At 51.1% G+C, this 11745-nt stretch carries 13 protein-coding genes and 1 tRNA gene; 10 read left to right on the top strand and 4 right to left on the bottom strand.

The window, feature by feature from the left end; translation table 11 throughout:
* Both RR877_RS03455 and RR877_RS03450 read left to right on the top strand, forming a co-directional pair.
* On the top strand, positions 1 to 738 hold a 738-nt coding region (locus RR877_RS03455), incomplete at its 5' end, for an ATP-binding cassette domain-containing protein (RefSeq protein ID WP_332627712.1).
* Positions 739 to 844: 106 nt separating this feature from the next.
* Positions 845 to 1096, top strand: a complete 252-nt coding sequence (locus tag RR877_RS03450) for a type B 50S ribosomal protein L31 (RefSeq protein ID WP_110233403.1) — start codon at positions 845 to 847, stop codon at positions 1094 to 1096.
* Between the two features lie 61 nt (positions 1097 to 1157).
* On the opposite strand, the gene RR877_RS03445 is transcribed toward RR877_RS03450, so the two are convergent.
* Positions 1158 to 1859, bottom strand: coding sequence for a 3'-5' exonuclease (locus RR877_RS03445; protein ID WP_332618672.1), 702 nt, complete (start codon positions 1857 to 1859; stop codon positions 1158 to 1160).
* A gap of 68 nt (positions 1860 to 1927) precedes the next feature.
* Between RR877_RS03445 and RR877_RS03440 the strand changes: the two genes are divergently transcribed.
* Together RR877_RS03440 and RR877_RS03435 are read left to right on the top strand one after the other, a co-directional pair.
* Positions 1928 to 2824: an alpha/beta hydrolase gene (locus tag RR877_RS03440; RefSeq protein ID WP_332550465.1), complete on the top strand. Its 897-nt coding sequence runs from the start codon at positions 1928 to 1930 to the stop codon at positions 2822 to 2824.
* Positions 2821 to 3906, top strand: a complete 1086-nt coding sequence (locus RR877_RS03435) for a glycosyltransferase family 1 protein (protein WP_332550464.1) — start codon at positions 2821 to 2823, stop codon at positions 3904 to 3906. The genes RR877_RS03440 and RR877_RS03435 overlap by 4 nt, the downstream gene beginning before the upstream one ends.
* On the opposite strand, the gene RR877_RS03430 is transcribed toward RR877_RS03435, so the two are convergent.
* Positions 3871 to 4737: a Sir2 family NAD-dependent protein deacetylase gene (locus RR877_RS03430; RefSeq protein WP_332550463.1), complete on the bottom strand. Its 867-nt coding sequence runs from the start codon at positions 4735 to 4737 to the stop codon at positions 3871 to 3873. The genes RR877_RS03435 and RR877_RS03430 overlap by 36 nt on opposite strands.
* Before the next feature lie 61 nt (positions 4738 to 4798).
* Between RR877_RS03430 and RR877_RS03425 the strand changes: the two genes are divergently transcribed.
* The 3 genes from RR877_RS03425 to RR877_RS03415 all read left to right on the top strand — a co-directional run bounded on the left by RR877_RS03425 (position 4799) and on the right by RR877_RS03415 (position 7985).
* On the top strand, positions 4799 to 5605 hold the full coding sequence (locus RR877_RS03425; RefSeq protein WP_332627710.1) for an RNA methyltransferase: 807 nt from the start codon (positions 4799 to 4801) through the stop codon (positions 5603 to 5605).
* A gap of 43 nt (positions 5606 to 5648) precedes the next feature.
* A complete protein-coding gene (locus tag RR877_RS03420) occupies positions 5649 to 7439 on the top strand; it encodes a DEAD/DEAH box helicase (protein ID WP_332550461.1) in 1791 nt (596 codons plus the stop codon).
* Positions 7440 to 7526: 87 nt separating this feature from the next.
* On the top strand, positions 7527 to 7985 hold the full coding sequence (locus RR877_RS03415; RefSeq protein ID WP_110233391.1) for a hypothetical protein: 459 nt from the start codon (positions 7527 to 7529) through the stop codon (positions 7983 to 7985).
* A 48-nt stretch (positions 7986 to 8033) separates the two neighbouring features.
* Here the strand turns inward: RR877_RS03415 and RR877_RS03410 are convergent.
* Positions 8034 to 8116 (bottom strand) — tRNA-Leu (locus RR877_RS03410).
* A gap of 106 nt (positions 8117 to 8222) precedes the next feature.
* Between RR877_RS03410 and RR877_RS03405 the strand changes: the two genes are divergently transcribed.
* Entirely contained in the window at positions 8223 to 9047 is an 825-nt protein-coding gene (locus RR877_RS03405; RefSeq protein WP_332550460.1) for an undecaprenyl-diphosphate phosphatase, read from the top strand.
* On the opposite strand, the gene RR877_RS03400 is transcribed toward RR877_RS03405, so the two are convergent.
* The gene (locus tag RR877_RS03400) at positions 9044 to 9967 is read right to left on the bottom strand and encodes a PAC2 family protein (RefSeq protein ID WP_332618673.1); all 924 of its coding nucleotides are present in this window, start codon (positions 9965 to 9967) and stop codon (positions 9044 to 9046) included. The two genes, RR877_RS03405 and RR877_RS03400, sit on opposite strands and share 4 nt — an antisense overlap.
* A gap of 66 nt (positions 9968 to 10033) precedes the next feature.
* Between RR877_RS03400 and RR877_RS03395 the strand changes: the two genes are divergently transcribed.
* Complete coding sequence (locus RR877_RS03395; RefSeq protein WP_280800357.1) at positions 10034 to 10723, top strand: HAD family phosphatase; 690 nt, start codon at positions 10034 to 10036, stop codon at positions 10721 to 10723.
* The gene (locus RR877_RS03390) at positions 10723 to 11733 is read left to right on the top strand and encodes a tRNA (adenine-N1)-methyltransferase (RefSeq protein ID WP_110233383.1); all 1011 of its coding nucleotides are present in this window, start codon (positions 10723 to 10725) and stop codon (positions 11731 to 11733) included. Before RR877_RS03395 ends, RR877_RS03390 begins: the two co-directional genes overlap by 1 nt.
* Positions 11734 to 11745: the final 12 nt, after the last annotated feature.

Raw genomic sequence — 11745 nt, 5'->3', positions numbered from 1 at the left:
AACACCGTTGTCAACAACCTGAACTGGGAGGTAACCAGCGATCAGCGTTGGATTATTCTCGGCGCTAACGGTGCAGGAAAGACTTCGCTGCTGGATATGGCTGCCGGGTGGGATGTTCCATCAAGTGGGCAGGTAACTGTTCTTGATGAGGACCTCTCTACCGCTGATCCAGAATGGTTACGTCCACGTGTTGGCTATGCATCCTCCAGCATGTCAAAGAGGATTCCTCCCACTGAGACCGTTTCAGACGCAGTCATCACCGCTGCATATGCCGCTGCTGAACGTCGCGGGGAACAATTCGAAGACCTCGATATCCGCAGGGCTCGTCGTGTGCTTGCTGAATGGCGTCTTGAATCTCTGTCGGATCGGACACTCGTATCTTTGTCAGAGGGTGAAGCAAAGCGCATGCAAATTGCCCGCTCCATCATGACTGACCCTGAACTTCTTCTTCTTGATGAACCCACAGCTGGTCTCGATCTTGGTTCTCGTGAAGAGATTATGCAGATGCTCGGTTACTTTGCAGGCAACCCCACTGCTCCAGCCATCATCATGGTGACGCACCATGTGGAAGAAATTCCACGTGGATTTACTCACGTTCTCCTGGTGAAAGACGGGGGAGCGGCATACGCAGGTCCTATCGCTTCAACCTTGACAAGTGAGAACCTCACTGATGTTTTTGGGGTGAAGGTAACCGTCTACAACAACGACGGTCGATACTCTGCACAAGCAAGTCTCTAAGTTTCTGATAACATTGTGAGTCGGCCTTGTTCGCAAGGCGAATGGCCGCAAGCTTTTGTTCCTCACATCATGTGTTGAGCAACGTCCCTATTGAAGGAAAATCCTGATGAAGTCTGACATCCACCCCGAGTACGCACCCGTCGTCTTCCACGACCTTGCTTCGGGCGAGTCGTTCCTGACCCGTTCCACTCTCACCAGCTCAAAGACCACCACGTGGACTGACGGCAACGAGTACCCCATCATTGACGTTGAAATTTCCAACGCTTCTCACCCCTTCTACACCGGTAAGCAGCGCATCATGGACTCCGCCGGTCGTGTGGAGAAGTTCAACAAGCGTTTCGCCGGTTTCGGTCAGTAAGCTTCATATTCAACAAGAAAGCCCGGTCATTGACCGGGCTTTCTTCGTTAACGTAGTGCGCTTAGCGCACGGGCCACAGTCCATCACCTGGATAAACCGGAAGGTTCTGGCTGCGACGCCAGGTCGCATAGCTTTCTGCCTGCTCTTTGGCCCAGGTGACCTGTAGGTCATGTAGTTCACGAGCAGGGTATGCCAGATCGGCGGCATATTTCTTTCCAATGGCTTGCGCAACACGGCCAGCTGCAATTGCATCCGCTGAAGCGTCGTGAGCATCTGTTAGAGCAACACCGTAATGGGCGGCAGCAGCTTCGAGAGTGCGCTTACCTTTGCGATATTTATCAACCTGCTTGTCAATAATGAGTGGGTCGATGATGGGGGCTGGAACATCTAGCGGTTCAAAACCATAACGCTTCGCTTCACGGTCCAAGATGGTGAAGTCATAAGCAGCGTTGTATGCCACAACACCGATGCCTGAAGATAGGAAACCCTGAATCTTGGTCAAGATCTCATAGATACTGTCCGCAGCGGGAGCTCCTTCAGCACGCATACGCTCAGTGGTGATGCCATGAACTGCGGTTGCTTGCTCAGGAATATCAATTCCACAGTCAATGAGCCAGTTGGTGGGGTCTTCCACTTCGCCATAAGGGTTGAGGACGCTCACATGAGCAGAAACGATACGGGTCGTTTCTGGAGCGATACCTGTCGTCTCTGTATCGAATACGGCAATAACGTTGGCCCATTCGGGCAATCCAGTGTTGGTCACGTAAATCACTCTAGGTTGAACCCCCGACATGAGCTGGCTTATGCCTCGGTGCGCCTACACTTGAAGCAATGCCTGCTGTATCTCCTTATGCCCATAAGCTCGCCGTGATCCCCACTGCCGAAGCTTCTGTCGTTGTTGATGGAGTTACAACCCACTATTGGGAATACGGAGATGTTTCATCACCAATTCAGCTGGTCATGATTCACGGATTTCGCGGCGATCACCATGGTTTGGAACCGATTGTTGCTGAACTCGGCGCCGATGTTCATGTCATCATTCCTGATCTTCCCGGGTTCGGCATTTCGGATGCACTACCGAGCCCAGCAGACATCAATTCTTATGCCCATTGGCTTTCTGGTTTCATCACTACACTCAACGCGGAGAGTTCGGTCATACTTGGCCATTCATTCGGTTCCATCGTTGTTGGTGCTTCTCTTGCTTCTGGACTTCCCAATAAGCGGGCCATTCTGATCAACCCCATTGCGGCAAATGCTCTCAAGGGTCCTCGAGGGTTTATGACTCGTCTGGCGGTCCTCTATTACAAAGCCGCAGCAGCATTACCTGCGAAATCTGGCTATGCCCTGCTCAAGAACAAAGCCATTGTGCGTGTCATGAGTGAAACGATGGCGAAGACAAAAGACCCCAATCTGCGTCGATGGATTCACGAACAGCATGATCAATACTTCAGCCTGTTTGCCTCACGTGACTCTGTGCTTGAAGCGTTTGAGACATCTGTTTCTAATGATGTGTCTCAATTTGCTCCAGATATTCACCAGGAACTGATGATGCTCGTCGCTGACAAAGACGACATCACTGCACTACCTGAGCAGAAGCTACTTGCTTCCCGTATTCCTGGCACACGACTTGAAATTGTTGAAGGCGTGGGACACCTGGTTCACTACGAAGCTCCTGATTTTGCTGCACGCAATATTCGAGACTTTCTTGGCCTCAAGGCAGCATCGTGAAAATTGCTTTTGATTGCCGTTATGTCCGCACTGATCATCACGACGGGATTTCACGATTTAGTGCCCGCCTAGTCGAGCAACTCGCTCCTCTAGCTGCTCAACGAGGTGATGAGCTCATCATGCTCATTAGTGATGAAAAACAGTTAGGTATGTTGCCAGAACTTAGCTACGAGTTGATTAGTTCACCGACAAGTCCTCGTGAACCGTTGGTTGCCTCGCAGATCAACAAACTATCGCCCGACATCGTCTTCAGCCCCATGCAGACGATTGGTGCTCGAGGACGCAGATACAAACTCGTTCTGACAGTGCACGACTTGATTTATTACAGTCACCCGACCCCTCCGCGTCAGTTTTCCTGGCCGATTAGGTTGATGTGGCGTCTGTATCACACCGCCTGGTGGCCTCAGAAGATGTTGCTGGCTCATAGTGATGCTGTTGTTGCTGTGTCAGAAACAACCAAGAAACTCATTCATGATCACAAGCTCACTACTAAGCCTGTGTTTGTCGTTCACAATGCTGCTGATCAACCACAATCAGACATCGTCGTAAACCCGGCTGCTAGCCGCATAAAATCGCTGGTCTATATGGGCTCGTTCATGCCCTACAAAAACGTGGAGACGCTCGTGAAAGCAGTTGCTCTCCTTCCTGATTTCACCCTGCACCTCACAAGCCGGATTTCCGAGCAGGATCGTCAACGATTGAGTGCACTCGCTCCAGAAGCCAAGATTCATTTCCACAATGGAACGACGGATGAGGACTATTTCGACCTGTTGACCCATGCGACAGCTTTAGTCAGTGCTTCTAAAGACGAAGGTTTCGGTATTCCTTTGGTTGAAGCAATGAGCTTAGGAACACCAGTAGTGGTTTCAGATATCCCGATATTTCATGAAATTGGGGGAGAGGCAGCACTATTTGCGAATGTGAAAGATCCGCAAGCATTTGCTGACGCCATTACGTCACTCACTCATGAGGCAACATGGACGGAAGTTTCGGAACTGTGCAAAAAACAAGCTTCGTTGTTTAGCTGGAAGAAGTCAGCGGCAGACTTACTCGATGTCCTCGTAAAGGTGTCCCGCTCCTAAGCTCACCGCTAAAGAACTCAAGACATCACTTGTTCCGGCTTCTAACTTGATGGAAGCTTTCTTATCGCCTTTAGTATCACCTCGGTTGATGATGATAATCGGCATACGCTGACGCCTTGCTTGGTCAAGAAGGCGAATTCCCGAATTAACAGCGAGTGAGGATCCTGCAATGAGGAGAACATCCGCACGTTTTACTAATCCAGTCGCTGCAGAAAAAATCTTCGGTGGAACAAATTCTCCGAAAAACACGACGTCCGGCTTAAGAATCCCGTCACAGACAGAACACGTAGGCACCTCGACTGAGCTGTAGTCGGTCACTTCCACGTCACCATCTGGAGCAAGGACAATATTGCTCAATTCATCAAGCCAGGGGTTGAGCGAGCTGAGTTTCTTTTCAACACCAGAGCGGTCAAACTGCTGACCACAATCGAGACAAATAACTCGATCCAAGCTGCCGTGAAGATCAACAACATGTGAACTTCCAGCACGGCGATGGAGCCCGTCAACATTTTGGCTAATAACGCCTTCGATAATGCCGGCTTGTTCCATGGCGGCGAGTGCCAGATGCCCCTGGTTGGGTTGCGCATCAGAAAATGACTTCCATCCAACATGAGCACCAGCCCAGTAGCGCTGCCTAGACGAGGGGGAGGAGAGGAAATCGCTGATGTTCATGGGAGTGCGCTTTGAGGCACCCTTACCGCGGTAATCAGGAATCCCTGAGTCCGTGGATACACCTGCACCTGTGAGTACGGCAACACGGCGGCCATTAATGAGCTCAACTAAAGAATCAATGCCTTCGACATGAGTGTTGTGCTCCAGAATTGCGGCCATGGCCGCAAGCATAAAACACTCTCGTTTCGTTCATGTTTCGAGTTACTGCCAAACTGAACTCATGGCTTCCGTTGTTCGCATCACTGATCTCTCACACAACGGTCTTCAGGATTATGTCTCGCTGACAGATGTGGCACTTCGCAAAGTGACTGAACCTGAACGTGGCCTCTACATCGCAGAGTCGAGCAAGGTCATTCAACGCGCTGTGAATGCTGGCCACATTCCGCGTTCGGTTCTCCTGCAAGAACAATGGCTAGCTGACATTGAGCCTCTGGTGGCAGATTTCCCTGAGTGCATCATTTATGTCGGAAGTTCTGTATTGCTTCAAGAATTGACTGGTTTTGAAATGCACCGTGGTGCCCTCGCATCGATGCAGCGACCAGAGCTTCCTTCAGCACCAGATTTACTAGCCAATGCCACTCGCGTCGTTGTGCTGGAAGACATCGTCGATCACACGAACGTGGGGGCGATATTCCGTGCAGTAGCAGGTTTAGGTGCTGATGCTGTTCTCATCACTCCCAGATGTGCTGATCCGCTGTATCGACGTTCTGTGCGTGTTTCTATGGGCACAGTGCTCCAGGTTCCCTGGACGAGGTTGCCTGAATGGCCAGAAGCACGTGAAATTCTTCATAAGTCTGGTTTTCACATCGCAGCTATGGCGCTTTCTGATGATGCCGTATTACTCAGAGAGTTTGTGTCCAACCCTCCCTCGAAAATTGCTCTGGTATTCGGTTCTGAAGGTGATGGCCTCAGTCGTCAAGCATTAGAGGCATGTGACACCGTCGTCACCATTCCTATGTTGCATGGTGTGGATTCATTGAACGTTGCTTCGGCGAGCGCGGTCGCTTTATACGCACTCACCGAGTGACCGATCAGGCATTGAGCCCTTTCTTTCTTAGTATTGGTTCATCATGACCGGTGAACAGACGCATATTGGCTCGTTCGCCGCAGAACACCTCCCTCCTGCATATCCGGCACGTGCGCCCTGGGGAACAGCAGACAACCTTCGTGCGTGGCAAACGGAGGCATTAGATGCCTACTTCCAGAATGAACCCAAGGATTTTCTCGCTGCAGCAACACCTGGTGCGGGAAAGACCACATTCGCTCTTCGACTAGCTACAGAACTGTTGCGCCGGAGAACTATTGACCGCATTACGGTTGTCACTCCCACCGAGCACCTCAAGACCCAATGGGCAGACGCGGCTCATAAGGTGGGTATTCGCCTCGACCCGAATTTCAGCAACGCTCAGAAGCGCCATGGTCGTCAATTCCATGGGGTTGCTGTGACCTATGCCCAGATTGCGATGAAGGCACATATTCATCAAGATCTCACTGATTCGGCCAGAACTCTGGTCATCATGGATGAAGTTCATCATGGCGGTGATGCGTTGAGCTGGGGTGATTCACTCCGCGTTGCCTTTAGCCGCGCTGAGAGACGACTTTCCTTGACGGGGACGCCCTTCCGAAGCGACACCGCCCCCATTCCTTTCGTGTCGTACTTGCCTGATCGTGATGGCGTTCTTGTCTCTCAGACTGATTATGACTATGGCTATGGCCGAGCACTCCACGACGGAGTCGTTCGACCTGTGATGTTTATGGTCTATGCCGGTTCTATGCGTTGGCGGACTCGCGCCGGCGATGAGATGGAAGCTCGTCTTGGCCAAGACAACACCAAAGACGTGACCTCCCAGGCTTGGCGTGCTGCTTTAGATCCAGGTGGTGACTGGATACCCCAGGTCATGCAAGCTGCAAACAATCGGCTTACTGAAGTCAGGCAGTCAATACCCGACGCTGCTGGGCTTGTCATTGCTACCGATCAAGACGATGCCCGCGCCTATGCAAAAGTTCTGTTTGAAATCACAGGTGAGGAACCAACCGTAGTTCTCAGTGATGAATCCGGTAGCGGACAGAAGATCGACGAGTTCTCAGCAGGTACTTCCAGGTGGATGATTGCCGTTCGCATGGTTTCTGAAGGTGTTGATGTTCCCCGATTGGCCGTTGGTGTTTATGCCACGAGTGCTGCAACACCGCTCTACTTTGCGCAAGCGATTGGCCGTTTCGTGCGAGCACGTCGCCGCGGTGAAACTGCAACCGTATTTCTCCCCAATGTTCCACAACTCATGCAACTTGCTCAGGAACTAGAGCTTCAGCGTGATCACGCCTTAGAGAGAAGAGCAGCACCTGGCGACGAAGAATATCCAGAAATGGATGCCTTTGATCAAGCTCAGCGCGAAGAATCTGCCTCAGACACTCTTGAAGAAGATCTAGGGGAGTATGCGTTCCTCGGTTCAGATGCCAACTTTGACATGGTGATGTTCCAGGGAGAAGAGTTTGGCGGCTATGCAGAACCGGGCTCACCGGAAGAGTTCGACTTCATTGGAATTCCCGGCATCTTGGAGCCAGAACAAATTTCGGATCTCCTGCGCCATCGCCAACGTCGTCAAGCTCAACGCGGCACAGGCCGTTCTAATGACGTTGCAGTCAATAAGTCAATACCCCTACACCGCAGCTTGAAAGAACAGCGCGCACTGCTCAATTCTTTGGTGGCGCTGTGGAGTAAGCAAACGAATACTCCTCATGGAATTATTCATACCGAACTTCGCCAAACCTGTGGTGGACCTGCAGTGGCTCAGGCAACAGTTGCGCAGTTGCAAGCACGTATTGACTTGATGCGCCGCCGCATCTCTTCGCCCGTAAAATAGCAATATCTTCGATATTTTTCCGCGACACACCCTAGATGTTGTGTTTCAATAACTACTTGAAGGTTTGTCAGCAGTACTATTTTCAACATGTCTTGCATTCGATTTAACACTCCAGCACAGCGTGCTCAGCTTGATGCCCTCAAAGCAGACAAGAAACTTAATGAGACTGCTGTAGCCAAGTTCCTTGGTCCTGAATTCGGTGAAAGCAAAATCAATCGCTTGCGCAGCATGGCCAAAGATAAGAACCCGAAGATTCGCGAGAGCGTTGCTCTGAGCTACCATGTGCCAGAAGAGGTGATGTGGGCTTTGGCTAAAGATAAGAACGAAGGCGTTCGTATCTGTGTTGCTCGCAATGAAACCACTCCCTGCGACATTCTCCGTCACCTTGCCACTGACAAGAGTGAGCAAGTACGCAGCTGGGTTGCAGTGAACTACTTTGTTCCTCAAGACACCATGGAGTTACTTGCCTCAGACAAGAGTGAGTCCGTCCGCAAACTTGTGGCATGGAAAGCCGATCTTGCAGAGAAAGAACTTGTCTCGGCATAGATTAACAAACAAAGAAGCCCCGGTCTCAACGACCGGGGCTTTTCTCTGTGCGCGAAGGGGGACTTGAACCCCCACGTCCTTACGGACACTAGCACCTCAAGCTAGCGCGTCTGCCATTCCGCCACCCGCGCAGGTGTTGGTGTTTAACCACCGAGAGACAACATTAGCACGAACAAATATGGTCAATGTTCACGTGGCACAGATGTGATGAAGAAATGGGCAGTTAGTGTCATGTTTATGGGTTTTTTCGAGGCACTATTTCTTGGTTTTGTTCAAGGACTTACGGAGTTCATCCCCGTTTCTAGCTCTGCTCATCTTCGTATCATTGGTGAATTTCTTCCACACGGCGGCGACCCTGGTGCAACGTTTACCGCGATAACCCAGTTGGGAACCGAAGCCGCAGTGGTTGTCTATTTCTGGCGTGACTTAGTTCGTATCGTCAAGCACTGGTTCCTAGCGCTAGTGGGAAAAATGCCCCGCAACGATCCTGATGCACGTATGGGGTGGCTGATCATCGTAGGTTCTATCCCCATCATCGTGTTGGGTTTGGTATTCCAAGACGAGATTGAGACGACGTTACGTTCTCTGTGGATCGTTGCCACAATGCTCATTGTCTTTGGCATCCTCCTTGGTATTTCAGATGTCGTTGGGAAGAAAACCAAGAGCTTGCAACAGCTGACGGTAGGGCGAGGAATAGTTTTTGGTTTCGCTCAGGCCCTTGCGTTGATCCCTGGAGTTTCTCGCTCAGGCGGAACAATTACAGCAGGTTTGTTCATGGGTTTCTCCCGGACTGCGGCGGCTCGTTATTCGTTCCTCTTGGCACTGCCCGCTGTATTTGGAAGTGGTCTATACCAACTCGCTAAGAGCTTTAAGGAACCTCAAGTCTTCAACGGTTTTGAAACTCTTGGCGCAACAGTCGTTGCCTTTATCGTCGGTATCGGCGTTATTGCGTTCTTGATGAACTGGCTCGGTAAGCACAGCTTCTGGCCATTCGTGGTTTACAGACTGCTGTTGGGCGGAACACTACTGGCACTCCTTGCTACAGGAGTTCTCCAGGGCTAAAGACCAGTCGGAGGTTCTGTGCCCTCACCGTCAGGCTTATCTGTTGTTCTGAGGAATCGCTCGAATTCCTGAGCTAATGATTCGCCTGTGGCTTCGGGGGAGTCGACCATGTCTCGTGCCTGCTCGAGCTGTGCAATGTAGGAAGACATATCTTCGTCTTCCGCAGCAAGTTTGTTGATGTTTTCTTCCCATTCGGCTGCTTCAGTCACGAGTTCACCGCGTGGGATGACAACGTCAACGATTTCTTCCAACTTATCGATCAAAGCCAAAGTTGCTTTGGGGCTGGGGCCCTGGTGGACATAGTGAGGAACTGAAGCCCAAATAGCCACAGTGGGAATATCCGCTTCCTCTGCCGCTGCAGCAATCACACTGAGGATTCCAACCGGTCCTTCATACGTGCTTCGTTCAACATCGAGCTCGTGTCGTACCGCCGCATTTTCACTTGAGACAAAAGTAGAAATTGGGCGAGTGTGAGGAACGTCAGCGAGCATCGAACCGAGAAGAACAATTGCAGAGATGTCTGCGGCGAGAGCGATGTCAAGAATCTCGTTAGTAAAAGTCAACCAATTTCGACTTGGTTCAACACCCTGCAGAAGGTAGATGTTGTTGGCGTTTGCTCCGGTCACGTCTAAAAGTAGATCCTCGGACACTGACTCATCAAGTTCTGCCGGAACCATTGGTGCGTAGAGGATGGAGGTTGGCCAGGTCAAAGCCCTGTTGCCCTCTTCATCAAAACCAATGGTTGGACGGTTGAACTGGAAGTCGTAATACGTTTCAGGATCAACAGTGTGGAGAGCAATCACATCAAGTTGTTCTTGCAGAGTTGTAACAGCCGAACTAGCAGCCTCACCGGCGTCATTCCAGCCTTCAAACGCAACAACAAGAAGTCGTCCTCGGAATGGATTGCGTGCTTTACTCACAGTGGGGAACCCCGTTCTACTTCACTCACAAGAATACTCAGGTCTACTGACAAGTAGTCTTGAAGGGTGAGTACTTCTGAATCCAGTTCATTTGTTATGCCCGAAGCAATTTTGTGGGACATGGACGGAACCATTGTGGATTCTGAGGAGTATTGGATCAATGCTGAACTTGAACTCGTTGAGCTATTCGGTGGCACGTGGACTCACAAAGATGGTTTAGAACTTGTCGGCAATGGGCTTCCCCTCACAGCGGCAAAGCTTCAACAGCATGGGGTCAAGCTCAGCATTGATGAGATTATTCAAGCTTTGACCAACCGAGTCTTAGAACAACTAGAGGTGGCTGTCCCGTGGCGACCGGGTGCCGTTGAGCTCATTCATCAATTTCAGGTTGCCGGTATTCCACAGGCCCTCGTCACAATGTCGATCGAGCGCATGGCTCGAAGCGTAGTGGCGATGATTCCCGGACTTCCCCTCTCAGAGGTAGTTGCCGGAGATAACGTCATCACCTCCAAACCCGACCCTGAGGCTTACTTGCTGGGAGCTGAGAAACTCGGTGTAGACATCACCAAATGTGTTGCCTTCGAGGATTCTCCCTCTGGATGTCAATCTGCCTATTCTTCTGGGGCGGTTACGGTGGGGGTCACAAATCTAGTTTCTTTGGAAGATATTTCCACCGACGTCACACTCGATACGCTCGTTGGTGTCACTTCTGGGCAGATTTTTGAACTTTATGCAGCTAAGCGAGGACTGAACTAATGTCACACGAAACAACTCCTCGCTATATGCCTGGTCCCTTCCGTGCTGGAGATAGGTGTCAGCTCACTGACCCCAAGGGCAAGATCAACACTGTCTCTCTCAAGCATGGTGATGAGTTTCACACCCATCGTGGTGTGGTGAAGCATGATGACATCATTGGTCTTCCCGATGCTTCGGTGGTTCTCAATAGCTCAGGCGTTGAATATTTGGTCATGCGCCCATTGCTCGTTGATTTCGTGATGTCTATGCCTCGTGGTGCGGCCATTATTTACCCTAAAGAAGCACAGGCAATTTTGGGTCAGGCCGATATTTTCCCCGGTGCTCGCGTCGTTGAAGCCGGAGTTGGTTCCGGAGCACTGTCACTGTGGTTGCTTCGTGCCATTGGTCCGCAAGGATTCTTATATTCATTTGAACGCCGTGAAGAATTTGCCGAGATCGCGAGAGCAAATGTTTCTACTTTTCATGGATTTACCCCTGATAACTGGTCGGTCACTGTAGGAGATCTTCAGGACGCACTGCCTTCGACGGTGGAGCCCGGACAAGCAGACCGTGTCGTTCTTGACATGTTGGCCCCGTGGGAATGTGTCGACATGGTGGCAGATGCTCTCGTTCCAGGTGGAGTAGTGCTGATGTATGTCGCCACAGTTACCCAGCTTTCGCGGGTTGTGGAGGCTCTTCGTGAAACAGGACAGTTCTCTCACCCTCAATCCAGTGAGACGATTGTGCGCGGTTGGCACGTTGAAGGATTAGCTGTTCGTCCAGAACACCGCATGATCGGACACACTGCGTTCTTGGTCACTGCTCGCAAACTTGCTCCTGGCACTGTTCTTCCTGATCTCAAGCGCCGTGCTTCCAAGAGCGATTTCAGCGCAGAAGATCTTGAAGCATGGACTCCCGGTGTCCTTGGTGGACGTGAGATTAGTCCCAAGAGTCTTCGTAAACGAGTGCGCTCTGCGACTGAAAGTGCAGAACTTTCCCAGGCAGCAGACAGCTCGTCGCCAGCTGAATAGGCACAACACGAC

The organism is Aurantimicrobium sp., from assembly GCF_036667855.1.
GTDB lineage: Bacteria > Actinomycetota > Actinomycetes > Actinomycetales > Microbacteriaceae > Aurantimicrobium.
Note: the sequence above shows the minus strand (reverse complement) of the source record. Positions and strands in the feature narration are given on the sequence as shown.

Excerpts from the sequence above, each read along its gene's own strand:
- RR877_RS03450 (WP_110233403.1), top strand. The coding sequence starts at position 845 with ATGAAGTCTGACATCCACCCCGAGTACGCACCCGTCGTCTTCCACGAC.
- RR877_RS03440 (WP_332550465.1), top strand. The coding sequence starts at position 1,928 with ATGCCTGCTGTATCTCCTTATGCCCATAAGCTCGCCGTGATCCCCACT.
- RR877_RS03430 (WP_332550463.1), bottom strand. The coding sequence starts at position 4,737 with ATGGCCGCAATTCTGGAGCACAACACTCATGTCGAAGGCATTGATTCT.
- RR877_RS03425 (WP_332627710.1), top strand. The coding sequence starts at position 4,799 with ATGGCTTCCGTTGTTCGCATCACTGATCTCTCACACAACGGTCTTCAG.
- RR877_RS03420 (WP_332550461.1), top strand. The coding sequence starts at position 5,649 with ATGACCGGTGAACAGACGCATATTGGCTCGTTCGCCGCAGAACACCTC.
- RR877_RS03415 (WP_110233391.1), top strand. The coding sequence starts at position 7,527 with ATGTCTTGCATTCGATTTAACACTCCAGCACAGCGTGCTCAGCTTGAT.
- RR877_RS03405 (WP_332550460.1), top strand. The coding sequence starts at position 8,223 with ATGGGTTTTTTCGAGGCACTATTTCTTGGTTTTGTTCAAGGACTTACG.
- RR877_RS03390 (WP_110233383.1), top strand. The coding sequence starts at position 10,723 with ATGTCACACGAAACAACTCCTCGCTATATGCCTGGTCCCTTCCGTGCT.